This window comes from Sphingomicrobium sediminis (assembly GCF_023805295.1).
GTDB lineage: Bacteria > Pseudomonadota > Alphaproteobacteria > Sphingomonadales > Sphingomonadaceae > Sphingomicrobium > Sphingomicrobium sediminis.
The window spans coordinates 944,372-965,732 of record NZ_JAMSHT010000001.1; the positions used below are offsets into that span (position 1 = coordinate 944,372).

At 62.3% G+C, this 21,361-nt stretch carries 28 protein-coding genes; 17 read left to right on the forward strand and 11 right to left on the reverse strand.

The features are described from left to right. The first annotated feature begins 107 nt into the window (after nt 1-107). Complete coding sequence (locus NDO55_RS04735) at nt 108-350, forward strand: hypothetical protein (RefSeq protein ID WP_252112906.1); 243 nt, start codon at nt 108-110, stop codon at nt 348-350. On the opposite strand, the gene glyS is transcribed toward NDO55_RS04735, so the two are convergent. Next, the gene (glyS, locus tag NDO55_RS04740; protein ID WP_252112908.1) at nt 347-2,437 is read right to left on the reverse strand and encodes a glycine--tRNA ligase subunit beta; all 2,091 of its coding nucleotides are present in this window, start codon (nt 2,435-2,437) and stop codon (nt 347-349) included. The two genes, NDO55_RS04735 and glyS, sit on opposite strands and share 4 nt — an antisense overlap. After that, nucleotides 2,430-3,293: a glycine--tRNA ligase subunit alpha gene (locus NDO55_RS04745; RefSeq protein WP_252112910.1), complete on the reverse strand. Its 864-nt coding sequence runs from the start codon at nt 3,291-3,293 to the stop codon at nt 2,430-2,432. Before NDO55_RS04745 ends, glyS begins: the two co-directional genes overlap by 8 nt. Nucleotides 3,294-3,461: 168 nt before the next feature. Between NDO55_RS04745 and NDO55_RS04750 the strand changes: the two genes are divergently transcribed. From NDO55_RS04750 to pth, 9 genes are all read left to right on the forward strand, one after another. Continuing rightward, entirely contained in the window at nt 3,462-3,602 is a 141-nt protein-coding gene (locus tag NDO55_RS04750; RefSeq protein WP_252112912.1) for a hypothetical protein, read from the forward strand. Nucleotides 3,603-3,729: 127 nt separating this feature from the next. Next, entirely contained in the window at nt 3,730-3,924 is a 195-nt protein-coding gene (locus NDO55_RS04755; protein ID WP_252115538.1) for a helix-turn-helix transcriptional regulator, read from the forward strand. Next, entirely contained in the window at nt 3,911-4,333 is a 423-nt protein-coding gene (locus NDO55_RS04760; protein ID WP_252112914.1) for a hypothetical protein, read from the forward strand. Before NDO55_RS04755 ends, NDO55_RS04760 begins: the two co-directional genes overlap by 14 nt. Nucleotides 4,334-4,353: 20 nt before the next feature. Then, nucleotides 4,354-4,782 (forward strand): cation diffusion facilitator family transporter, encoded by a 429-nt coding sequence (locus tag NDO55_RS04765; RefSeq protein WP_252112916.1) that lies wholly within the window; start codon nt 4,354-4,356, stop codon nt 4,780-4,782. 45 nt (nt 4,783-4,827) lie between these two features. Next, nucleotides 4,828-5,742, forward strand: coding sequence for a TraB/GumN family protein (locus NDO55_RS04770; protein ID WP_252112918.1), 915 nt, complete (start codon nt 4,828-4,830; stop codon nt 5,740-5,742). An 86-nt stretch (nt 5,743-5,828) separates the two neighbouring features. Next, nucleotides 5,829-6,782 carry a TraB/GumN family protein gene (locus tag NDO55_RS04775; RefSeq protein ID WP_252112920.1) on the forward strand — a complete coding sequence of 318 codons (954 nt, stop codon included), beginning with the start codon at nt 5,829-5,831 and terminating at the stop codon, nt 6,780-6,782. Nucleotides 6,783-6,875: 93 nt separating this feature from the next. Then, entirely contained in the window at nt 6,876-7,898 is a 1,023-nt protein-coding gene (locus tag NDO55_RS04780) for a TraB/GumN family protein (RefSeq protein ID WP_252112922.1), read from the forward strand. Nucleotides 7,899-8,021: 123 nt separating this feature from the next. Further along, a complete protein-coding gene (locus NDO55_RS04785; RefSeq protein WP_252112924.1) occupies nt 8,022-8,693 on the forward strand; it encodes a 50S ribosomal protein L25/general stress protein Ctc in 672 nt (223 codons plus the stop codon). Nucleotides 8,694-8,776: 83 nt separating this feature from the next. After that, complete coding sequence (gene pth / locus NDO55_RS04790; protein ID WP_252112926.1) at nt 8,777-9,346, forward strand: aminoacyl-tRNA hydrolase; 570 nt, start codon at nt 8,777-8,779, stop codon at nt 9,344-9,346. Here pth and NDO55_RS04795 read toward each other — a convergent pair. Beyond that, nucleotides 9,330-10,124 carry a TIGR02466 family protein gene (locus tag NDO55_RS04795; protein ID WP_252112928.1) on the reverse strand — a complete coding sequence of 265 codons (795 nt, stop codon included), beginning with the start codon at nt 10,122-10,124 and terminating at the stop codon, nt 9,330-9,332. The genes pth and NDO55_RS04795 overlap by 17 nt on opposite strands. Before the next feature lie 86 nt (nt 10,125-10,210). Between NDO55_RS04795 and NDO55_RS04800 the strand changes: the two genes are divergently transcribed. Next, nucleotides 10,211-10,804: a TIGR02466 family protein gene (locus NDO55_RS04800; RefSeq protein ID WP_252112930.1), complete on the forward strand. Its 594-nt coding sequence runs from the start codon at nt 10,211-10,213 to the stop codon at nt 10,802-10,804. On the opposite strand, the gene NDO55_RS12065 is transcribed toward NDO55_RS04800, so the two are convergent. Beyond that, nucleotides 10,778-11,407: a CPBP family intramembrane glutamic endopeptidase gene (locus tag NDO55_RS12065; RefSeq protein WP_252112932.1), complete on the reverse strand. Its 630-nt coding sequence runs from the start codon at nt 11,405-11,407 to the stop codon at nt 10,778-10,780. The two genes, NDO55_RS04800 and NDO55_RS12065, sit on opposite strands and share 27 nt — an antisense overlap. Before the next feature lie 99 nt (nt 11,408-11,506). Between NDO55_RS12065 and ychF the strand changes: the two genes are divergently transcribed. Both ychF and NDO55_RS04815 read left to right on the forward strand, forming a co-directional pair. Next, nucleotides 11,507-12,607 carry a redox-regulated ATPase YchF gene (ychF, locus tag NDO55_RS04810; RefSeq protein ID WP_252112934.1) on the forward strand — a complete coding sequence of 367 codons (1,101 nt, stop codon included), beginning with the start codon at nt 11,507-11,509 and terminating at the stop codon, nt 12,605-12,607. A 1-nt stretch (nt 12,608) separates the two neighbouring features. Continuing rightward, nucleotides 12,609-13,061, forward strand: a complete 453-nt coding sequence (locus NDO55_RS04815) for a MaoC family dehydratase (RefSeq protein WP_252112936.1) — start codon at nt 12,609-12,611, stop codon at nt 13,059-13,061. 81 nt (nt 13,062-13,142) lie between these two features. Here the strand turns inward: NDO55_RS04815 and NDO55_RS04820 are convergent, their stop codons facing one another. From NDO55_RS04820 to petA, 3 genes are read right to left on the reverse strand one after another with little or no spacing between them, the layout of a single operon-like run. Beyond that, on the reverse strand, nt 13,143-14,123 hold the full coding sequence (locus tag NDO55_RS04820) for a cytochrome c1 (protein WP_252112938.1): 981 nt from the start codon (nt 14,121-14,123) through the stop codon (nt 13,143-13,145). Between the two features lie 24 nt (nt 14,124-14,147). After that, nucleotides 14,148-15,434: a cytochrome b gene (locus NDO55_RS04825; RefSeq protein WP_252112940.1), complete on the reverse strand. Its 1,287-nt coding sequence runs from the start codon at nt 15,432-15,434 to the stop codon at nt 14,148-14,150. A 14-nt stretch (nt 15,435-15,448) separates the two neighbouring features. After that, a complete protein-coding gene (petA, locus tag NDO55_RS04830) occupies nt 15,449-16,030 on the reverse strand; it encodes a ubiquinol-cytochrome c reductase iron-sulfur subunit (protein WP_252112942.1) in 582 nt (193 codons plus the stop codon). Between the two features lie 172 nt (nt 16,031-16,202). Between petA and hemF the strand changes: the two genes are divergently transcribed. Next, on the forward strand, nt 16,203-17,054 hold the full coding sequence (gene hemF / locus NDO55_RS04835; RefSeq protein WP_252112944.1) for an oxygen-dependent coproporphyrinogen oxidase: 852 nt from the start codon (nt 16,203-16,205) through the stop codon (nt 17,052-17,054). 1 nt (nt 17,055) lies between these two features. Here hemF and NDO55_RS04840 read toward each other — a convergent pair whose 3' ends face one another. After that, complete coding sequence (locus NDO55_RS04840) at nt 17,056-17,913, reverse strand: DUF7847 domain-containing protein (RefSeq protein WP_252112946.1); 858 nt, start codon at nt 17,911-17,913, stop codon at nt 17,056-17,058. A gap of 87 nt (nt 17,914-18,000) precedes the next feature. Here NDO55_RS04840 and lipB point away from each other — a divergent pair, with 87 nt between their 5' ends. From lipB to NDO55_RS04855, 3 genes are all read left to right on the forward strand, one after another. Beyond that, on the forward strand, nt 18,001-18,654 hold the full coding sequence (lipB, locus tag NDO55_RS04845) for a lipoyl(octanoyl) transferase LipB (protein WP_252112948.1): 654 nt from the start codon (nt 18,001-18,003) through the stop codon (nt 18,652-18,654). Between the two features lie 33 nt (nt 18,655-18,687). Continuing rightward, nucleotides 18,688-18,894 (forward strand): hypothetical protein, encoded by a 207-nt coding sequence (locus NDO55_RS04850; protein WP_252112950.1) that lies wholly within the window; start codon nt 18,688-18,690, stop codon nt 18,892-18,894. Between the two features lie 113 nt (nt 18,895-19,007). Further along, nucleotides 19,008-19,679 carry a hypothetical protein gene (locus NDO55_RS04855; protein ID WP_252112952.1) on the forward strand — a complete coding sequence of 224 codons (672 nt, stop codon included), beginning with the start codon at nt 19,008-19,010 and terminating at the stop codon, nt 19,677-19,679. Here NDO55_RS04855 and queE read toward each other — a convergent pair. The 3 genes from queE to NDO55_RS04870 are packed head-to-tail and all read right to left on the reverse strand — an operon-like array spanning nt 19,676 to nt 21,329. Beyond that, the gene (queE, locus tag NDO55_RS04860) at nt 19,676-20,305 is read right to left on the reverse strand and encodes a 7-carboxy-7-deazaguanine synthase (RefSeq protein ID WP_252112954.1); all 630 of its coding nucleotides are present in this window, start codon (nt 20,303-20,305) and stop codon (nt 19,676-19,678) included. The two genes, NDO55_RS04855 and queE, sit on opposite strands and share 4 nt — an antisense overlap. Beyond that, the gene (gene queC / locus NDO55_RS04865; protein ID WP_252112956.1) at nt 20,302-20,982 is read right to left on the reverse strand and encodes a 7-cyano-7-deazaguanine synthase QueC; all 681 of its coding nucleotides are present in this window, start codon (nt 20,980-20,982) and stop codon (nt 20,302-20,304) included. The genes queE and queC overlap by 4 nt, the downstream gene beginning before the upstream one ends. Beyond that, on the reverse strand, nt 20,979-21,329 hold the full coding sequence (locus NDO55_RS04870; protein WP_252112958.1) for a DUF3147 family protein: 351 nt from the start codon (nt 21,327-21,329) through the stop codon (nt 20,979-20,981). Before NDO55_RS04870 ends, queC begins: the two co-directional genes overlap by 4 nt. Nucleotides 21,330-21,361: the final 32 nt, after the last annotated feature.

The window sequence follows — 21,361 nt, forward strand, 5'->3', positions numbered from 1 at the left end:
CTTGATGCAACCGGATACGGTATCTCCATGCTGCGCTCTCGTTTTCGTTTGACGGGAACCGCGCGGCGCCCCAGCCTGTTCGATGACAAAAGCAGGGGATATTTCACATGCTCGAATTCAGCCAGGACCAGTGGATCTCGATCGGCCTCATCTTCCTGATGGGCGTGCTCATCGGCGGCTTCCTGATGGCCGGCGGCGGGCGCAAGTGGAAGGAACGCTACAAGGCCGAGAAGCTGCGCCGCGAGCAGGTCGAAGCAGACTATAAGGCAGCCGAAACGGAATGGCGCGAACAGGACAGCCTGCGCGCCGCTGCGCTCAAGGGCCAGGGCAAGGAAGACCCGGCGGTCTAACCTTCGATTTTCGAGAAGTCGGCGGCCCCGTCGACCAGGCTGCGGAAACGCGCGAGCAGGCCGAGGCGGCGCGCCTTTACGTCCGCATCGTCGGCGACGACCATCACTTCCTCGAAGAAGGCATCGATCGGCCCGCGTAGCGAGGCGAGCGCCGCCATTGCTGCAGTGAATTCCTCGTCATTGAGCGCCTGCGTCGTAACCGGCCCTGCCTTCACGAGCGCGTCGGCCAGAGCGGCCTCTTCGCCCTGCAAGGTCTCGTGGTCCCACTCGGCGACTGCACGATCGAACGCCGCGCTCTCACCCACCAACGCCAGCGGATCTTCCTCGCCAGTCTGTTCGAGCGTGCCTGGAATCGACCCCGAGCCCTCGACGCCTTCCTTCTTGAGGATGTTCGACGCGCGCTTGTAAGCGGCCAGCAAGTCGGTCCCGGCATCGGTCTCAACAAACGCCTGCAGCGCCTTCACGCGCGACAGGATGCGGACGAGATCGTCTTCGCCTTCGAGCGCAAATACCGCGTCGATGAGGTCGTGACGGACACCTGCCTCCTTCTGCTGGACCTTGAGGCGGTCAGCGAAGAAGTCGAGCAGGTCGCCCTCGGCAACCGAGAGGCGCAGATCATTCTCCTCGATGAGACGGATCGCTCCGAGCGCAGACCGACGCAGCGCAAACGGATCCTTGGACCCGGTCGGCTTTTCATCAATACCGAAAAAGGCGCGGAGGCTATCCAGCTTGTCCGCTAAACTCACCGCCACCGTCACGGGCGCAGTGGGGACGTCATCCCCCTGCCCGACCGGCTTGTAATGGTCGCGGATGGCATCGGCGATTTCGTCACTTTCGCCCTGCGCGTGGGCGAGGTAGCCGCCGATTAGGCCCTGCAATTCGCCATATTCGCCGACCAGTTCGGTGACGAGGTCGTTCTTCGACAGGCGCGCGGCGCGCTCGACCGTATCGGGGTCGGCGTCGACGATCTTCTCTTCGGCCAGCCAGCGCGCCAGCCTGGCGACGCGATCGACCTTGTCGGCGACGGTGCCGAGCTTTTCGTGGAAGACGATATCGGCCAGCTGGTCGCCGAGGCTTTCTAGCGGCACCTTGAGGTCGTTTTCCCAGAAGAAGCGCGCATCGCTGAGACGCGCGGCGAGCACCTTCTGGTTGCCTTCGATGACCGCCTGCGGATCGCTGCTTTCGAGGTTCGCGGTGCAGACGAAGGCGGGCGCGAGCTTCTCGCCGTCGGTCATCACGAAATATTTCTGGTCGGCGCGCGCGGTCTTCTGGATGACCTCGGGCGGCACGTCGAGAAAGTCGGGGTCGAAGCGACCGAGAAGCGGCACCGGCCATTCGGTCAGCCCCGAATTCTCGATGACGAGCCCTTCGTCCTCGATGAGGTCATAGCCGGCTTCGGCGGCAAGCTTCTTGGCGCCGTCGCGGACGATGCCCTCGCGCTCCTCATGGTCGACCAGCACATGCGCCATACGCAGCTTTTCGACATAGTCGGACGCACCGGCGAAGGTGATCTCGCCCGGATGATGGAAGCGGTGGCCGAGGCTAGCGGCGCCGCAACCAACGCCCTCAATCTCAACCGGCACCACATCGCCGCCCAGCATCGCGACGATGCGATGCAGCGGGCGGACCCAGCGCAAGCTCTCGCTCGACGCCGAGGCTTTGCCCCAGCGCATCGACTTGGGCCACGGAAAGTCGCGAATGATCGCGGTGATTGCGGGGCCGAGGATATCGGCGGTCGGTCGACCCGGCTTGTCGATTACGGCGAAGTAAGTATCGCGTCCCTTGAGGTCGCGCACTTCCAATTCGTCGCGGCTCAGGCCCACCTTGCGCAGGAAGCCTTCGATCGCCTGGTCGGGCGCAGCCGTCGGCGGCCCCTTGGTTTCCTCGCGCACCGCTTCGGTTTCGGCCGGCAGTCCGATTGCGATCAGCGCAAGACGGCGCGGGGTCGAATAGGTCGTGATGCTGTCAGCCTTGAGACCCGCATTGGCGAGCTGCGCGGCGAACAGACGCTCGAGGTCGGCGCGGGCCTTGGCCTGCATGCGCGCCGGAATTTCCTCGGAGAAGAGTTCGAGCAGGAAATCAGCCATTGGCCGTCTCCTCTTCATGCGTCAGCCAGGCGGCACAGGCGCCCTTCGCGAGATCGCGCACGCGGCCGATATAGGCCTGGCGCTCGGCGACCGAGATCACCCCCCTCGCCTGCAGCGTATTGAAGATGTGGCTGGCCTTGATGGCCTGCTCATAGGCCGCCAGCGGCAAGGCGTTGTTGAGGCAGTTCTCCGCCTCGCCCGCAGCCTTCTTGAACAGGTCGAACAGCATTTCGGTGTCGGCCACTTCGAAATGGTATTTCGACATCTGCTTCTCATTTTCGAGGAAGACGTCGCGATAGGTCATGCCGTGATTGTTGAAGGCGAGGTCGAACACATTGTCGACGCCCTGAATGTACATGGCGAGGCGCTCGAGCCCGTAGGTGAGCTCGCCCGCGACCGGCTTGCAGTCGAAACCGCCGACCTGCTGGAAATAGGTGAACTGGGTCACTTCCATCCCGTCGCACCACACTTCCCAGCCGAGGCCCCAGGCGCCCAAAGTCGGGCTTTCCCAGTCATCCTCGACAAAGCGGATATCGTGTTTCAGCGGATCGACATCGATCTCGCGGAGGCTGCCAAGATAGAGGTCCTGCAAATTCTCCGGACTCGGCTTCAGCATCACCTGATACTGGTAATAGTGGCCGAGACGGTTCGGATTTTCGCCATAGCGCCCGTCGGTCGGGCGGCGGCACGGCTGAACGTAGGCGGCGGCCCAGGGCTTGGGCCCCAGCGCGCGCAGCGTCGTCGCCGGATGGAAGGTCCCTGCCCCCATTTCCATGTCATAGGGCTGGAGAATCGCGCAGCCCTGCGCACCCCAATAGGCGTGCAGGCGCAGGATAAGGTCTTGGAAGCTCAGCATGATGGCTTGGGCTTTGGCGAAGGTGGCCGCACGGGTCAAGCAATGAGAGAAGAAGTCACGCTTTCCTCCCAAAAAGGAAGGTCATGGCGACTTTTTGTCAGGAGTTCTTGACATAGTCAGCGAATCGCGACATATTGTCAGCACAACCTGACAAAAGGGAACGCAAACGTGACTAATGAAGACCCCAAGAACAGCGATCAGCAGATCGATAGCGTCATCAAGCGCATCTTTTCGCCGCAGAACGATGCGGACCGCGAATTGATGTGGACGGCCATCGTCGCTTTCGCTTTTGGCGCGCTGATCTTCTGATCATGCTCGCCCCGCCCGCACAGCGCGTCGCCAACGCCCTCGCCATCCTGATCCTGATCGTTTTCATGGTTGGCGTGGCGGACGGGCTCACCAACCTATCGAGTGCAATAGCCGGATGACCTCGCTCATGAAGAACGACCTCAAAGTCCTGCGTGCGATCAATGGCTGGAGCCAGGCCGAGCTGGCGGGACGTCTCGACGTCTCGCGTCAGGCGGTCAATGCGATCGAGACCGGCAAGCACGATCCGTCGCTGCCTCTAGCCTTCAAGATTGCTCGCCTGTTCAACAAACCCATCGAGGAAATTTTCGATGACGAAGCGTGATGAGAACCTGACCGGCGAGCAGCGCGAGGCGAAACGCCGCCGCCGCTTCTGGAAGATGATGGCAGGGTTCGCGCTGGCGGGCTTCCTGTCGGCCTTCTTTGCTGGCTTCTTCACCGGCTTTTCCGACGGCATTGGCAGCCCGATCGCGCTGATCGTCTTCTTGGTCTGCTGCGCCGCCTTCTACACCTGGATCAGCGCCTATTTCTTCCGCACCGTCGACGAGCTCGAAGTCGCCGACAATCTGTGGGGCAGCCTGATCGGCCTCTATTTCTATCTCGGCGCGCAGCCGGCCTGGTGGGTGCTCCACGATGCCGGCGTGGTCGGACCGATCGAACATTGGCCGCTCTATATCGCCACCGTCTTCGTCGCCATGGCCGCCTATGTCGGCCGCAAGATCCTCAACCGCTAGTTTCCGGGACCGATATCATCATGACCGACACCAACAACCTCACCCCCGGCGAAGCCAAATTGAAGGCCCGCGAAAAGGCCACCATGCGGCTCATATTCGGCGGTTTCCTCATCGGCCTCATCGTCGGCGCGTCGCTCGCCATCGGTTCCGACGGCTCGATCTTCGATCCGAACAGCGAATGGTCGCCCAAGGTGAGCCTGGCCATCAGCATCTTCTTCCTCGCCGCACTGCCGCCCTTGCTGTGGTACGCACAAAAAGGCGCGGACGATTACGAGCTGGCGCACCAGCGCTTCGGCTTCGAGATCGCCTTCTTCCTCGTCATCATCGCCTATCCCGTCTGGTACACCCTCTGGAAAGGCGGCTTCCTGATCGAGCCTCAGCACGAGGCCGTATTCGGCACCATGTTCATCGTCAGCCTGATCGGCTACGCCTGGCACAGGTTCCGCTAACTCACTGCAATAACGACACAAATTTATAACCTGAAAGGAAATATCATGCCCAAGTTGCGTCTGAAATCCACCATTTCGCGTCTCGCCCTCGCCCCGCTCGCAGCCTTCGCCGTTGCCGGCGCCACCCCTGCCCTCGCCCAGGAGGCCGTCGATGCCGATCCGGCGCTGTGGGTGGTCGAGGATGAGGATACGACCATCTACCTGTTCGGCACCTTCCACGTGATGAAGGCGGGCGTCGACTGGTTCAATGACGAGGTCCGCGTTGCCTATGACGCGTCGGATGAAGTCGTCGTCGAAGCGGTTCTCCCCGAAGATCCGGCCGAACTCCAGCCGATCATCATGCAATATGCGCTGTCGAAGAATGACACCCCGCTCACGGCCGAACTCTCCGAAGAAGGCCAGACCAAACTGGGCGAGATCCTGACCTCGCTGGGCGCGCCCGCCAATGCACTCGATGCGTTCACGCCGGCCTTTGCCAGCACCAACCTGTTGGCCGCGTTCCTGCCGGCTATGGGTTTCTCCACGGAACTCGGCATCGACAAGCTGATCATCGCCGAGGCGGAGCAGGACGGAAAACCTGTCTCGGCGCTCGAAACCCCCGAGTTCCAGTTTTCGATGCTGTTTGCCGGCCAATCGGAAGAGGAACAGGCCAAGCAGCTCGATCAGATGCTCGCCGATTTCGGGGAGACGCCCGAATTCCTCAACGCAATGCTCGAGGCTTGGAAAACCGGTGATGAAGTCGGCTTCAAGTCGATGCTCGATGAAATGAACGATGAGAGCGAAGAGGCCTACGACATCATCTTCACCAACCGGAACATCACCTGGGCCGACTGGATCGAAGATCGCCTCGCCGAGCCTGGCACCGTCTTCATGGCGGTCGGCACTGGCCACCTCGCCGGTGACGACAGCGTCCAGGTGCAGCTTGAAGAAAAGGGGATTGCCTCGCGCCGCGCCAACTAGGCATGATGCGAGCCAACCTGGCATGAGGAGGGCGCTCCCGCTTTGGGGGCGCCCTTTTTCGTGTCGACAGGACAGGAAGGTGTTTGATGACCCGTATCGCCGCACTCGCCGGAACCGCCATCGCGCTGACGCTCGGCGCATGTTCGTCCACCGGTAGCAATGTCGAACCCTATGATAGCAGCGCTGCAGTCTCGATCGCGCCGCCCGTATCCGCAGCCGACACGACCGATCGCGTCGACCCTGCAATCTGGCTGGTGAGCGACGAGGACACGGCCATCTACCTGCTCGGCACGTTCCACCTGCTGCCCGCCGACTATGAATGGCGCACGCCGCTCATCGATACGGCAATCGCCAACAGCCAGGAGCTGATCCTCGAAACGCTGATCGATCCCGACAAGCCTGCCGAGCTGACCATGGCGATCCAAGAATTGGGCATCAGCCCCGGCCTGCCGCCGATCCTCAGCCGCGTGCCGCCGACGTACCGCCCTCGCCTCGAAGCACGGATCGCACAGAGCGGGTATCCGGTCACTGCCTTCAACGCGATGGAAAGCTGGGCCGCCGGCCTTACCTTCTTCAGCTTCCAGATGGCCGATCTCGGCCTGTCGTCGGATGCCGGGGTCGAGGTCGACCTGCGCGCAGCCTTCGAAGCGGCGAACAAGCCGCTCGGCCAGCTCGAGACCAATGTCGAGCAGCTCTCCTATCTCGACGGCATGAGCGAGGCCACGCAGCGCGCTTTTCTCGCCTCGACGCTCGAATCCCCGGAGGAAACAAAGGCACAGTTCAGCGACATGCTTGCGGCATGGACGCGCGGCGACGTCGATGCCATCGCGATGACCTTCAATGACGGCATGGCCCCCGGCAGCGAACTGCGCGAGGCCATCCTCACGCGTCGCAACGCGAAGTGGGCCGACTGGATCGATGCGCGGCTCGACCAGCCCGGCACGATCATGATCGCAGTCGGTGCAGGCCACCTCGCCGGACCCGACAGCCTCGTGCGGATGGTGTCGGCCGACGGGCACAGCGTCCAGCGCCTGAACTAGGCCACCAAACCTGTCCCAAATCGGGTCTCGCATCGCCGCGACTTGCGTGGCATCGTGCCTGATGAATCAACGGCTTATCTGAAGGTTTTCCTGATGCGTATCCCCTCTTCCCTGCTCGGCATTGCCGCCTCCTTCTCGCTCGCCGCGCCGGCGTTTGCGCAGGATGAAGCGCCCGTCGTGCCGCCCCCCATCATCGTGAATACGGCGCCGCCGGTGAACGTCTATCAGGATGAGGCTTCAGAAGAGGCCGATTTCAACGGGCCCGCTTTGTGGAAGCTCGCTGATGAGGACACCACCATCTACCTTTTCGGCACCATTCATGTCCTGCCGTGGGGTCAGCAATGGCGCACCGATCTAATTGACGAGAAAATTGCGGAATCCGATGCGCTCGTCATCGAGACGCTCGTACCGGAGAACCCCTTCCACATGCTCGGTGCCATGGCCGAGATCGCCTATGATCCGACACTTCCCAAGCTGAAGGATCGCATCGACCCGAAGCTGCATGAGGCGCTCGACGCGCTGATCGCCAAGGGCGAATTGCCCGCGCCTTTCTATGACGGCCTCGAAAATTGGGCCGTCGCCATGTTCCTCGCCGAGAATGTCGAGGAGATCGAACGCGGCCCGGGTGCCGAGGACAGCCTCCAGCGTAGCTTCAAGAACATGGGCAAGCGGATCGGCCAACTCGAGACTTTCACGTTCCAGATCGGCATCTTCGACCGTCTCGATCCCGAATATCAGGAGCTCTGGCTGCAGGGCGTGATCGAAGCCTCGATGGTCGAGGAAGCCGAGGAATCCGCGCAGGACGAATTTCAGACCATGGTCGACACCTGGATCGCCGGCGAGAGCCTCGATCTCACCGTCGAGATGGAAGAATATCAGGTCGAGGAAACCATCGAGGCCAGCGAAGAGGAAATCGCGTTGATGGAAGGCTTCAATGCGCAGTTCCTCGAATATCTGTTGTTCGAGCGCAATCGTAACTGGGTGGACTGGCTTGAACGCCGACTTGACCGACCTGGAACGGTGTTCGTCGCGGTCGGCGCGGGCCATATGTGGGGTGAGAAATCGGTGCCCGATTATCTGGCCGCTGCGGGCTATACGCTCGAACGCCTGCAATAGGGCGCAGCACCTCCCGCAAATGCTTGCCAAAGCGCACTCTTTCCCCTAGAGCGCGCCGGTTCCCGTCATGGTCATCCCTGGAGGCGTGGCGGAGCAAATGAAAAATCATTGGAGAAGAAGCACATGAGCGATCAGCTGACGCTGCCCGCCGAGATGCGCGAACGGGCTGGCAAGGGAGCCTCCCGTGCCCTGCGTAACGAAGGTCGGGTCCCCGCCGTAATCTACGGCGCGAAGAAAGATCCCATCGGCATTCATGTCGAGGAAAAAGAACTCACCAAGATGCTCCAGACGGGGCATTTCATGAACTCGATCGTCGAGGTGAGCGTCGACGGTGACAAGCACCGCACCCTGCCCAAGGACGTGCAGTTCCACCCCGTCACGAGCCGCCCGATCCACGTCGACTTCTTCCGCCTGTCGAAGGGTGCGACCGTCCAGGTCAACATCCCGATCCGCATCACCGATGAAGAAGCATCGCCCGGCAAGAAGGCTGGCGGCGTGCTCAACATCGTGCGCCACGAACTGGAACTGTCGGTCGACGCGACCGCCATTCCGGACGAAGTCGTGGTCAGCCTCGATGGCATGGAAATCGGCGACTCGATTCACCTGTCCGACGTAGAGCTGCCCGAAGGCGCCAAGTCGGTCATCGATCGCGACTTCACGATCCTCACCATGGTCGCGCCGCGCGTCCAGAAGGTTGAAGAAGAAGAGACCGATGAAGAGGGTGAAGAGGTCGCAGCGGACGAGGTCCCGGCCACCGAGCAGAAGGACGATGCCGAAGGCGGCGACGCCGAATAAGCATCGCATTCCTGCGGACATCTTCAAGCCGCCGCTCATCCTATCGGGTGGGCGGCGGTTTTCTTTTGCGTTAGGGAAGCGGCATGCAGATCTGGGCGGGGCTCGGCAATCCGGGCGAGAAATATCGACTTCACCGGCACAATGTCGGCTTCATGGCGCTGGACACCATTGCCGAGACCTATGGATTCTCGCCCGAGAAGAAGCAGTTCAAGGGCATCGTCCGCGAAGGCCGCATCGGGCGGGAAAAGGTCATCCTGCTCAAGCCCCAGACCTTCATGAACAAGAGCGGGGAGTCCGTCCGCGCGGCGCTCGATTTCTACAAGCTCGACGCTGACGATCTCACCGTCTTTCATGACGAACTCGATCTCGCGCCGATGAAAGTGAAAGTCCGCGACGGCGGTGGGCTCGCCGGGCATAACGGCCTCAGGAGCATCAACCAGCATCTCGGCCCCGATTTCCGCCGCGTGCGCATCGGCATCGGCCATCCCGGCCACAAGGACCGCGTGACCGGCCACGTTCTCGGCAACTATGCCAAGGCAGAGATGGACGACCTGATCCACATGCTTGGCGTCATCGCCTCGGAAGCCGAATGGCTAGCCGATGGCGACGGGCCGCGCTTCATGAATGACGTCGCGCTCAGGCAGTCTTCTTAGCCGCCGCCTTCTTCTTCGCTGGCGCCTTCTTGGTCGCGGCTTTCTTGACCGCTGCCGGTTTCTTCGCCGCACCGGCCTTGGTTGCGGCGGCACCAGTGCCCTTCACGACCTGCTTTTGGCGATCGGCCATCGCCTGGCGCATCTTCTGGACGTTCATTGTCACGCGCGCATTGAAGGCGATGGTTACGCGATCTTCCTCGCTCGTATTGGGATGGACCCAATGCTTGGCGCCCGAGGGGAAGACCAGCAACGTGCCGGCATTGGGATGGAAGGTCTGGATGCCCGCCAGGCTCGGCGCCTTGACCAGCCCCTGCCCCGCCGGCGCGCTGCGATGATCGATAAACTCGATCGCGCCCGAATTGGGGTTCTTGTCAGCCGATTTGTCCGGGACCGAGACGTAATAGGCGCCCGACCAGAAGCTGCCCGGATGATCGTGCGGCGTATTGTAGCCGCCCTCCGGGTTCACATTGACCCAGCCATCGCATTCGAGGCGGAGATTTTCGTAATCGGTTGCCTTGCCGCCCATCCGGCGGGTTAGCGCAGCGACTGCTTTCATGATCGCCTGGGCAAGCTCGCGATGGGCCGGCTCCTTGCGCTGGAAGAAGTCCAGTCCCGAATGCCAGCCTTCTCGGTTGGAGCGGATGATCCCCTGCTCCTTCTCGCGACGCGCGGCGATTTCCTTCATCAGCTCGGCGTTGATGCGCTCATGATCCTCGATACGGATGACGGCCAGCGGCGTAGGAAACAGGCTGCGGACGTTGACGATCTTGTGCCCCATCGGGGTCCCCCTTTTCATGCAAGTTTCGACCTTAATGCGGCGCGAACCTTGACCTTTCAACCGAAAAGGGGGTTTTCGCTTGGGGCATGACCACACGACTCCTCTTCGCATCGCCGCTCTACCAGCAGCGCCTCGACGATTCCGACATGCTCGACGAGCTGGCCCGATCGATCCGTTACCTGGCCGAAGCCGATGGCGCCGGACAGCAATGGTGCGAGGAGAAGGACTATTACGGCTATACAAGCTACGCCTCGCTCGACGATCTGCCGCAACGCGATCCGGTCTTTGCCGATCTCGCCAAATGGCTGACCAAGCAGGCGCGCGCGTTCGCCAAGGAATTGGCCTGGGACCACAAGCCCAAATTGGACAGCATCTGGGTCAACCTCATGCATCCGGGCGCCCATCACGCCGCGCACATCCATCCGCATAGCGTGCTTTCGGGCACGCTCTATGTCGACGTCCCCGACGGCGCGGGCACGATCCGCTTCGAGGATCCGCGCCTGCCGATGATGATGGCCGCGCCGCTACGCGAAGGCGACGTCTCGGAGCATTTGCGCACCCATGTCGACATCGCGCCAGAACGCGGCACCCTGCTCCTTTGGGAAAGCTTCCTGCGCCACGAAGTCCGCCCGCATCACGGCGAAGAAGACCGACTAAGCGTCAGCTTCAACTTCGCCTGAGGCCGGCACAGGCTGGCGATAGAGCCGTCTGAGTGCCCAGACGTCATAGGCGAAATGGGCGATCATCGGTGCCAGCAAATTGCCGCTCCACGCATATAGCGCGCCGAGCACGATGCCGATCAGCAGGACATAGGCCATGTAGGCGCGGCTGACCGGGTGGAGCGCTGCGAAGATGACGGCCTGCAGGATGATGGCCAGCCAGAGCGGCATGAGCGTGTCCAGCCAACCCTGCAGCGCCCCGCGAAAGACGATTTCCTCGGCAATCCCGGCAACTGCGCTCAGGAGGAGGACGATCGGCCATGTCAGCTTGAACGGCGCGGCGCCGAAAATGGCGTGGGCCTGGCGGTCCAATTCGGCCCACAGCTTGGGCATCAGGAAGCGATTGGCATAGACGAGCAGGATGATCGTGATGGCCGCGACGATCCCGATAAGGGCCGCCTGCTGTTCGAACGAGAAGCGCTCGAGCGGATCGACGCCGGTCACTCGCTCGGCAAAGAATGCCAGCGCCACCAGCACGCCTTGCGGCAGGACCAGCATCGCCAGCGCCTTGCCCGCGCTCGTTCCTTCGGGAAAAGGCGATTTGATCTCGGTGGTTTCGCTCACGCCCGCTCGCTCCCAAGCTTGTAGAAACAGACCACTTTCTCTAACGCAGCGGCAAGCTAAGAACAGCCCCCCGAAATGCCGGGGCGAACGGAGTTTTTCATGGGTTTCAAATGCGGCATCGTCGGACTGCCCAATGTCGGCAAGTCCACCCTTTTCAACGCACTGACCGAGACGCAGGCGGCGCAGGCGGCCAACTATCCCTTCTGCACCATCGAGCCCAATGTCGGGCAGGTGTCGGTGCCCGATAGCCGCCTCGACAAGATTGCCGAGATCGCCAAGTCGGCCAAGGTCATCCCGACCCAGCTCGCCTTCGTCGACATTGCCGGCCTGGTGAAGGGCGCGTCCAAGGGCGAAGGCCTTGGCAACCAGTTCCTCGCCAACATCCGCGAGGTGGACGCTATCGTCCACGTTCTGCGCTGTTTCGAAGATGATGATATCCAGCACGTCTCCAACCATGTCGACCCGATCGCCGATGCCGAAGTGGTCGAAACCGAATTGCTGCTCGCCGACCTCGAAAGCCTAGAGAAGCGCGTGCCCAATGCACAGAAACGCGCCACGGGCGGCGACAAGGACGCCAAGATCATGGCCAGCGTGCTCGGCAAGGCCCTCGACCTGCTGCGCGACGGCAAGCCCGCGCGCCTCACCGACATCAATGACGAGGAAGAGGCCAAGCATTTTGCGCAGGCGCAGCTCTTGACCGCCAAGCCCGTCCTATATGTCTGCAACGTCAACGAGGACGATGCTGCGACCGGCAACGACTATTCGGCGCGTGTGTTCGAAAAGGCCGAGGCTGAAGGCGCCGAAGCTGTCATCGTATCCGCCGCGATCGAGGCCGACATGGTCGGCATGGATATGGAGGAGCGGCTGGAATTCCTGAAGGAAATGGGCCTCGAGGAAACCGGCCTCAACCGCATCATTCGCGCCGGTTACGACCTTCTCAACCTGCACACCTTCTTCACCGCGGGCCCCAAGGAAGCGCGGGCCTGGACCGTCGCCAAAGGCGCCAAGGCGCCGCAGGCGGCCGGCGAGATCCACACCGACTTCGAGCGCGGCTTCATCCGTGCGGAGACGATCGGCTATGATGACTATGTCACGCTTGGCGGCGAAGCGGCCGCACGCGATGCCGGCAAGCTGCGCCAGGAAGGCAAGGAATATGTCGTCACCGACGGCGACGTGATGCTCTTCAAGTTCAACGTCTAGCGTGCTCTTTCTCGACGATATCGAGGTCGGACAGGTCAACGAGTTCGGCTCGGTCACGACCGATCGCGATGAAATGATCGCCTTCGCGACGCGCTACGACCCGCAGCCCTTTCACCTATCGGACGAGGCGGCTGCACAGACCTATTTCGGCAAGCTTGCGGCTTCGGGCTGGCACACGGCGGCCATGACCATGCGCGTCATGGTCGACTGGTTCATGGCGCATCAGGCGGCGGGCCTCGGATCGCCGGGCGTCGACAATCTGCGCTTCCTCAAGCCCGTTTACGCTGGCGACAAACTGACCGTGACAGGAGAGATCCTGTCGAAACGCTACTCCAAGTCCAAACCCGGCATGGGCAGCTTCCGCTCGCGCACCGATGTCCACAACCAGGATGGGGTTCTGGTGATGAGCTTCGAGAGCGAAATGCTGATGCTGAGGCGGCCGAGCGCCGACTAAAAGCACGCGGCAACCCAAACGAAAAAGGCCCGGCGGATCGTCTCCGCCGGGCCTTTTCTGTTTAGCCGGACTGGTGGGGCCTTAGCCCTTCACCCCGCGGCCATGTTCAGCCGCTTCGTCCTTGGCCTCTTCACGCTCGGCCATATGCTCGGGATCCAGCGGACCCTTCGGCGCGACCTTGCGCTTAGCGTCCGCCCAGATCTGGCGATAGCTCAGATAAGCAAGCACGGTGGCGAAGGCGAGGAAGATGAGGACCGCGAGGCCCGCATTCTTGCGCGTGTCCGCCTTGGGCTCGGCCGCCCAGATCAGGAAGGCAGTGACGTCCTCGGCCATCTGCTCCTTGGTCGGCTCGACCGTCTCGTCGGTATAGGTGATAAGACCATCGACCGAGATGGGCGACGGCATCGCCAGGTTGAGGTTGGGGAAATACGGGTTGTGATACAGACCCGGCCCCGGCGCGACACCCGGATACTTGGCTTCGAGCTCGGCGGGATCTTCATCGTAACCGATGTAGGGATCCTGATAGCCGACCAGCAGCGAGTAGAGATACTGCGCACCACCTTCGCGGTTCTTCGCGATTAGGCTGAGGTCGGGCGGATAGGCGTTGTTGTTGGCGGCGCGACCGGCAACTTCATTCGCATAAGGGCTCGGGATACGATCGGTCGGCACTGCGTCGCGTAGCGTCGCTTCGCCGGTTTGCTCGTTGATCGCCGGCACCTGCCAACGCGACGCGATAACCTTCACCTGATCGGCGGTGTAGCCGATATCCTCGAGGTTGCGGAATGCGACATATTCCATGCCGTGACAGCTCGAGCAGACTTCGGTGTAGACCTGGAAGCCGCGCTGCAGCTGCGCATTGTCATAGCGGCCGAAGACGCCGTCCGAGGCGAAGCTGATGTCCAGCGGCTCCTTGTGGAGCGCATATTCCGCACCCTTTTCGGGCGGATCACTGAAGTAGCTGGTCAGGTCCGTGATCATGGCGATGGCCAGGACCAGGATGAAGACCAGGCCGATCATCGCGCCGAAGAAGCGGACACCCAGGAATTTGATGAGTTCACCCATGTTCGTTCGTCCGTGTCCTTTGTCTTAAGCCTTGGCGAGCCCGTAGGGCGCGCTTTCCGCTTCCTCGCCATGCAGCACCGACTTCGAGATCGAGTCCGGCAGCGGCAGCGGCTTCTCCAGCTTCGAGATGAGCGGGAGGATGATGAGGAAGTGGGCGAAATAATAGAGCGTCCCGATCTGGCTGAGGAACACCCACGGCTGTTCGGCCGGCATCACGCCGCAAATCCCGAGAAGGATGATGTCGGCGATGAAGATCATGAAGAAGACCTTGAACAGCGGGCGATAGTGACCCGAGCGCACCGGCGAACGGTCCAGCCACGGCAGGAAGAAGAGCAGCAGGATCGATGCGAACATCGCCAGCACGCCCCACAGCTTCGCGGGCAGGATGAAGTCGACGGTAAAGGCGCGCAGGATCGCGTAGAACGGCCAGAAATACCATTCGGGGACGATGTGCGCCGGCGTCGCGAGCGGGTTGGCCTCGATATAGTTATCGGGGTGACCCAGCGCGTTCGGCAGGAAGAAGGTGACCGCCACGTAGACCATGAGGAAGGCGAGCACGAACCAGCCATCCTTTGCCGTGTAGAACGGGTGGAACGGCAGCGTGTCCTTTTCGGTCTTCACATCGACGCCAGTCGGGTTCGACGAACCCGGAATGTGCAACGCCCAGGTCTTCAGGATGACCACGCCGGCGATAACGAACGGCATCAGATAGTGAAGCGAGAAGAAGCGGGTCAGCGCAGCCTGGTCGGGCGCATAGCCGCCCAGCAGCCAGACACGCAGCGGCTCGCCTACGACCGGGAAGGCCGAGAAGAAGCCGGTGATAACCTGCGCCCCCCAATAGCTCATCTGCCCCCAGGGAAGCACGTAGCCCATGAAGGCGGTGGCCATCATGAGGAGGTAGACGACGAGGCCGAGCATCCAGACGAGTTCGCGCGGCGCCTTGTAGGAACCGTAAAAGAGCCCGCGGAAGATGTGGATATAGACCACGATGAAGAAGAAGCTCGCGCCATTGGCGTGGGCGTAGCGGAGGAACCAGCCCGCATTGACGTCGCGCATGATGTGCTCGGTCGAGGCGAAGGCCGTCTCGATGCCCGAATTGTACCACATCGCCAGCACGATGCCGGTGACGATCTGGATCATCAGGAAGACACCGGCGAGGACGCCGAAGTTCCATGCATAGTTGAGGTTGCGCGGGACGGGATAACCGCCACCGACGGCACCATAGATCATGCGCGGCAGCGGCAGGCGCTGGTCGATCCAGTGGCCCAGCTGCGTCTTGGGTTCGTAAGGCTTTGCCCAGGCGAAACTCATGGCTCTATCTCTTCCTAACCGATGCGGATGGTCGAATCGTCGAGAAACTCGAATTCGGGAACGACGAGGTTGGTTGGTGCCGGCCCCTTACGGATGCGGCCAGCAGTGTCGTAATGCGAACCGTGGCAGGGGCAGAAGTAGCCGTTATAGTCGCCCTTATTCTCGCCCGTGACCACACCGGTCGGCACGCAGCCCAAGTGGGTGCAGACGCCCATGGTGACGAGCCAATTGGCCTTGCCTTCCTTGGTCCGCTCGGCCAGCGATTCCTTGTCGCGCAGGCCGCTGACGTCGACGGCATTCGCTTCGTCGATTTCGGCCTGCGTGAGGTTGCGGATGAAGACCGGCTGCTTGCGCCAGCTCGCCTTGATCGCCTGGCCCTCGGCGATGTTGGTGAGGTCGACCTCGATCGAGGCCAGCGCCATAACGTCGGCGGGCGGCGCCATCTGGTTCACAAGCGGGAATGCGACCGCGCCGACACCGACGACACCGAAGCTTACCGCTGCGATGTCGAGGAAGTCGCGGCGACGCACGCCGTCATTGCCGTCACCGGCATTGTCTTCTTTCAAGAGGGGGTCAGGCTGTTCGACCGTTGCCATGGATGATCCTGTCACCAAGTTGTCGTTCGCAAAATGGCCCGAACAAGGATGCCCGGACCGTTAGGTTGGGCGCCTGATAGACGCGTGATGGGGGTTTTGCCAAGGCCAGATTTTGACCGTATCTCTCGGATCGTCCCTTGCGCTGCGCGTAACGACGCGCCAAGCCTTCGACATGGAAGCGCTAGACACCCAGCAACAAGCCGCCCGCGACTGGTTCGAAGACCTCCGCACCCGCATCTGCAATGCCTTCGAGGAGATCGAGGCCGAAGCCGGTTCCGATGCCCGCTTCGACTTCCTGCCCTGGGAGCGCGAAGACGCCGACGGCGGCGATGGCGGTGGCGGGGTGCGCGGCATCATGAAGGGCAAGGTCTTCGAGAAGGTCGGCGTCAATGTCTCGACGGTGGGTGGCAGCTTCAGCCCCGAATTCGCTTCGCAAATTCCGGGCGCCGAAGAGGACCCGCGCTTTTTCGCAACGGGCATCAGCCTCGTCGCGCACATGGCCAACCCGCATGTGCCCGCGGTCCACATGAACACCCGGTTCCTCACCACGACCAAGCGCTGGTTCGGCGGGGGCGCCGATCTCAATCCGGCGATCGCCTATGATGAGGACACCGAGGCGTTCCACGCCCGGCTGCGTGCAGCCTGCGCGGCGCATGACCCAACCTACTACGAGCGCTTCAAGAAATGGGCGGACGACTATTTCCACCTGCCCCATCGCGGCGTCGACCGCGGCGTCGGCGGCATCTTCTATGACCGACTCGACGCCGAGGGCGACCTGTTCGACCCTCACTTCGCCTTCACGCGCGATGTCGGCGAGGCCTTCCTCGACATCTTCCCGCAGATTGTCCGCAAGCGGATGGACAGCGAATGGACCGACGAGGATATGGGCAAGCTGCTCGACTTTCGCGGGCGCTATGTCGAATTCAACCTGCTCTATGACCGCGGCACATTGTTCGGCCTCAAGACCGGCGGCAATATCGATGCCATCCTGATGAGCCTGCCACCGCTGGCGCGCTGGAAATAGCCTAGGCGGTAAAGTCCTCGCGGGCCGGATCGGCGGGCATGCCTGCAAGCTGCAGGTAGATGCGCGCAATGATAGCCGAATAGACGACCGTCAGCACCGCCCCTGCGAGGCCGCCAACGAGGCCGGTGAAGAGCGCCGCGAGCGTCATCGGCTCGGGCTCGCCGAAGGCAAGCGCAATCGCGAGACCGCCGATAATCCCGACCACCATCATCAGCACGATGGAGGCGATGGCGAACAGGATGATGAAACCGAACAAGCGCCAGAAGTGACCCTTGGTCAGCACCCAAGTGCGTTTCAGGATGTCGATCGGGCCCACATCCTCGGCGGCGATCACAGGGGTGATGAGCATCATCCGCACCCCGATCCAGATGGCCGCCAGCATGAAGGCCAGGAAGAGCAACACGCCGATGGCGGAAGGCGTCGGAATGGTCGACGGATCGCCGATTTCGGCAAGGCTTGCGCCGAACAAGGCGAGCACCAGCACCATCGCAATGCCGAAGCCGACGATGAAGAGCAGCAGAAACAGCAGGATCGTGACCGGCAGGCGATTGAGACCCCGGCGCAGGCCGTCGCCCACGCTCGCGCCGCGCGTCAGCGCAAGGTAGCTGATCGCGATCGAGCCGACGATGTTGATCAGGGCTGCGACCAGCGAGAGCAGGAGAACACCGCCCGATGCTTCGGCCGGCTCGATTTCGGTGCCAGGCTGCATGCCAAGCTGCGTCTGTTCGGGCGCCACGAGAAACATGATCGTCTGCGGAATCACCACGGTCGCCAGCGCGATGATGAACATCAACCGCCCGTCGCGCGCGATGATCGGCCGGGCATCGTCCCAGGCCTTGCTGATCGAAAGACTGCTCATGTGCATTTCCCCTGCGCTGAAATTTTCGCGACCTTAGCAGAGGCCGCGCCCTTGCCAAGCGGACGAGCGCACCGCACATCGCGGCGCATGGACGTGGAATGGCGAATCTCCGACGAACCTGTCGACTATGAGGCCGCGCTTGCCGACATGACGGCGCGCGCCGCCGCGATTGCTGCCGACGAAGCGGGCGAACGCGTCTGGCTGCTCGAACATCCCCCGCTCTTTACCGCGGGGACCAGCGCCGATCCTGCCGAACTCATGAACCCCGACCAATTTCCAGTCTTCGATGCCGGGCGCGGCGGGCGCTACACCTATCATGGCCCGGGCCAGCGGGTCGGCTACCTCAACCTCGACCTGTCCAAGCGCGGCAAGGACATACGCTGCTTCGTCCATGCGCTCGAAGGCTGGATGATCGATGCCCTGGCCGAGCTCGGCGTCGAAGCGCGGCGCGAGGAAGGCCGGATCGGCATCTGGACCGGCAGCGGCGATCAGGAAGCGAAGATCGGGGCCATCGGCGTGCGCGTGAAGCGCTGGGTCACGCTCCACGGTTTTTCGATCAACGTCGCCCCCGACCTCTCCCATTTCGGCGGCATCGTGCCTTGCGGCATTGCCGATTTCGGTGTCACCAGCCTTGCCCATCTCGGCCTCGATGCCGGTATGGCCGAGCTGGATGCGGCACTAAAGGCACGTTTCCCGGACTTTCTGGAACGTCTCTCTTCCGCTTGCGCGCGAAACGGCTAAGGTCGGCGCGCACTCAACAAAGGGACTTTCGTGATGCGCGCATTCCTCCTTTCGCCCCTCCTATTGCTGGCCGCCTGCGGCGGTGACGAGCCCGAGGAAGTGCCGATTGAAGAGCAGATCGAGGCCGAAGCACCCGAGATCATCGACGGCGAGGACGTGACCGCGATCGACGCCGCGACCGACCGCGACGCGGGGCTGGTCGATGAAGAGGTACCGGGACGCGACGCGGCGAACGACTGATCCGCATTTCCCTGGCCAATCACGGTTGCCAAAAGACCCGCCGGCGGCTTAATTTTTCATTCAAGGGCCTTGGCCTAGACAGGTCGGGCCCAATGATCGGGAGAAGTGGGATAGTGAAGCGTTTCGCCCTTGCCGCCACCGCCGCCTTCGGCGCTGCCGCCATTGTGCCGCAGGCCGCCTCGGCACAGCTCTACATGGTCGCGCCCGATTTCTCGACGCCGCCCGCCGACATGCTGACCCCAGCGCTGGGCCTACCGCTTCCCGAAGCCAATATCCTCGAGCAGCGCGCTGCGATCCTGTGGAATTTGCGCGCCGGCCTCAATGTCGCGGCGCTGCAGTGTCATCACTACAAGATCCTCGACTCGGTCGACAATTATAACAATTTCATCGCCACCCATGCCGGCGAGCTCGGCCCTGCGCATGACACGCTGCAGGGCTATTTCGTGCGCAATGCGGAGACCGAGCGTGAGGGCAAACGCGCCTTCGACCGGTTCAACACGCGCACCTACAACAGTTTCTCCACGCTCTATGGCAAGCGCAGCTTCTGCCAGACGGCGGGCGACATTGCGCGCGATGCGCTGTTCGTGCCGCGCGGCCAGATCATGATGTTCGCGCAGCGCCGCCTTGGCGAGCTGCGTCGCAGCCTACGCCCGACGAGCGACAATTTCTGGACCCGCCGGACCAAGTGGCCCGTGAGTTACGGGCCGATCTACAATCACCCGCCGAGTTGTTTCAAGAAAGATGGCACGGTGAAGAAGAAGTGCCTCAGAAGCGACGACGACTAGGCCAGTCCCAAGAGCTTGTGCGTCTGCAGGCTCAAGCGCCATTTGGGCCGTTCCATCACCAGCGCAATAGCGGCTTCGGTCGCCTCTTCGACATTCTCGCCATCCATCGGCTGGATTAGGAAGTTTGCGAAATCGAGGGCTTCCAGCTGATCGAGGTCAAACGGCTGCGGCCAGACGAGCTTGAGTTCATCGCCCGACGTCTGGACCAATTCGCTACCCCATTTGGGACTGATGCAGAGCCAGTCGATCCCCTCGGGCGCTGCGATGGTGCCATTGCTCTCCACCGCAATGCGAAAGCCGCGATCGTGCAGCGCATCGATCAAGTCCGCATCGAGCTGAAGCATGGGTTCGCCGCCGGTGATGACGACGAGACGGTCCTTGCGCCCCTCGCCCCATAGTTCCGCGACCTTGTCAGCCAGCGTAACGGCCTCCGCGAACTTGCCGCCATTGACGCCGTCGGTGCCGACGAAATCGGTGTCGCAAAACTGGCAGATCGCCTTGGTGCGATCCTCTTCGCGGCCGGTCCACAAATTGCAGCCGGCAAAGCGCAGGAAGACCGCGCGGCTCCCCGACTGCATCCCCTCGCCCTGCAGCGTGAGGAAGATTTCTTTCACCGCATAGGTCATGGCGCGGTCGCGTAGACGGTCGGATCATCGAGCCCCGCCGCCGCAAAGCCTTCGCGGCGCAGGCGGCAGCTGTCGCACAGGCCGCAATGCTTGTGATCGGGGGTCGGGTCGTAACAGGACCAGCTCATGCCTGCGTCCATGCCAAGCCGCGCCGCTTCGGCAGCGATTTCGGCCTTAGTCATGTGCTGGAGCGGGGTGTTGATGCGATAGCCCTCGCCGCTATCCGCAGCCTTTGTGCCGAGCCGCGCCACTTCCTGGAAAGCGGCGATGAATTCGGGGCGGCAATCGGGATAGCCCGAATAATCGAGACTGTTCACGCCGATGAAGATGTCATGCGCATTGCCCGCCTCGGCGAAGGCCAAGCAGAGCGACAGGAACACCGTGTTGCGCGCCGGCACGTAGGTCACTGGAATGCCCTCTTCGACGCCGCCCTTGGGCACGTCGATATCATCGGTCAGGGCCGATCCGCCAAAGCGGGTGAGGTCGAGCGGCAGGACGACATGGCGCCTGGCTTCGACATATGCGGCGATGCGGCTGGCGGCCTCCAGCTCGACGCGGTGGCGCTGATTATAGTCAATGGTGAGCGCGAGAATGTCGAAGCCGGCTTCGCGGGCGAGCCCCGCACAGACCATGGAATCCAGCCCGCCCGACAAGAGGATGACGGCTTTCTTGCTCATTGGACGATCCCCAGCTTGGGCGCGATTTGTGCCCAGATTGCGTAGAGCGCCAGGGTCGTGCCGATCGCCGTCACCATGGTCACACCGAACGAAATACCGCCGCGCAGCATCATGGGGATGATCAGGAACATCGGGATGGACGGCAGGAAGAACCAGAAGGCGCCCATGGCGAGGCCTGCCACCTTCTCGGTGTCGCGCGTCTCGCCATAGAGCCACAATATGCTCATCACGCTGACGAGCGGCAACGAGGCGAGCAGGCCGCCCCAGCCGGGCCACTTTTGCGCCACGGTCGAGATGACCGCGACCAAAAGGCCGGAGATGATCGCTTTCAGAATGAACAAGGTCATGATGCGAGCGCCCTTAGCCGCAGAGACGGGCG

Coding starts and splice junctions, on each gene's coding strand:
- NDO55_RS04735 (WP_252112906.1), top strand. CDS start 108: ATGCTCGAATTCAGCCAGGACCAGTGGATCTCGATCGGCCTCATCTTC.
- glyS (WP_252112908.1), bottom strand. CDS start 2,437: ATGGCTGATTTCCTGCTCGAACTCTTCTCCGAGGAAATTCCGGCGCGC.
- NDO55_RS04745 (WP_252112910.1), bottom strand. CDS start 3,293: ATGCTGAGCTTCCAAGACCTTATCCTGCGCCTGCACGCCTATTGGGGT.
- NDO55_RS04755 (WP_252115538.1), top strand. CDS start 3,730: ATGAAGAACGACCTCAAAGTCCTGCGTGCGATCAATGGCTGGAGCCAG.
- NDO55_RS04760 (WP_252112914.1), top strand. CDS start 3,911: ATGACGAAGCGTGATGAGAACCTGACCGGCGAGCAGCGCGAGGCGAAA.
- NDO55_RS04765 (WP_252112916.1), top strand. CDS start 4,354: ATGACCGACACCAACAACCTCACCCCCGGCGAAGCCAAATTGAAGGCC.
- NDO55_RS04770 (WP_252112918.1), top strand. CDS start 4,828: ATGCCCAAGTTGCGTCTGAAATCCACCATTTCGCGTCTCGCCCTCGCC.
- NDO55_RS04775 (WP_252112920.1), top strand. CDS start 5,829: ATGACCCGTATCGCCGCACTCGCCGGAACCGCCATCGCGCTGACGCTC.
- NDO55_RS04780 (WP_252112922.1), top strand. CDS start 6,876: ATGCGTATCCCCTCTTCCCTGCTCGGCATTGCCGCCTCCTTCTCGCTC.
- NDO55_RS04785 (WP_252112924.1), top strand. CDS start 8,022: ATGAGCGATCAGCTGACGCTGCCCGCCGAGATGCGCGAACGGGCTGGC.
- pth (WP_252112926.1), top strand. CDS start 8,777: ATGCAGATCTGGGCGGGGCTCGGCAATCCGGGCGAGAAATATCGACTT.
- NDO55_RS04795 (WP_252112928.1), bottom strand. CDS start 10,124: ATGGGGCACAAGATCGTCAACGTCCGCAGCCTGTTTCCTACGCCGCTG.
- NDO55_RS04800 (WP_252112930.1), top strand. CDS start 10,211: ATGACCACACGACTCCTCTTCGCATCGCCGCTCTACCAGCAGCGCCTC.
- ychF (WP_252112934.1), top strand. CDS start 11,507: ATGGGTTTCAAATGCGGCATCGTCGGACTGCCCAATGTCGGCAAGTCC.
- NDO55_RS04820 (WP_252112938.1), bottom strand. CDS start 14,123: ATGGGTGAACTCATCAAATTCCTGGGTGTCCGCTTCTTCGGCGCGATG.
- NDO55_RS04825 (WP_252112940.1), bottom strand. CDS start 15,434: ATGAGTTTCGCCTGGGCAAAGCCTTACGAACCCAAGACGCAGCTGGGC.
- petA (WP_252112942.1), bottom strand. CDS start 16,030: ATGGCAACGGTCGAACAGCCTGACCCCCTCTTGAAAGAAGACAATGCC.
- hemF (WP_252112944.1), top strand. CDS start 16,203: ATGGAAGCGCTAGACACCCAGCAACAAGCCGCCCGCGACTGGTTCGAA.
- NDO55_RS04840 (WP_252112946.1), bottom strand. CDS start 17,913: ATGAGCAGTCTTTCGATCAGCAAGGCCTGGGACGATGCCCGGCCGATC.
- lipB (WP_252112948.1), top strand. CDS start 18,001: ATGGACGTGGAATGGCGAATCTCCGACGAACCTGTCGACTATGAGGCC.
- NDO55_RS04850 (WP_252112950.1), top strand. CDS start 18,688: ATGCGCGCATTCCTCCTTTCGCCCCTCCTATTGCTGGCCGCCTGCGGC.
- queE (WP_252112954.1), bottom strand. CDS start 20,305: ATGACCTATGCGGTGAAAGAAATCTTCCTCACGCTGCAGGGCGAGGGG.
- queC (WP_252112956.1), bottom strand. CDS start 20,982: ATGAGCAAGAAAGCCGTCATCCTCTTGTCGGGCGGGCTGGATTCCATG.
- NDO55_RS04870 (WP_252112958.1), bottom strand. CDS start 21,329: ATGACCTTGTTCATTCTGAAAGCGATCATCTCCGGCCTTTTGGTCGCG.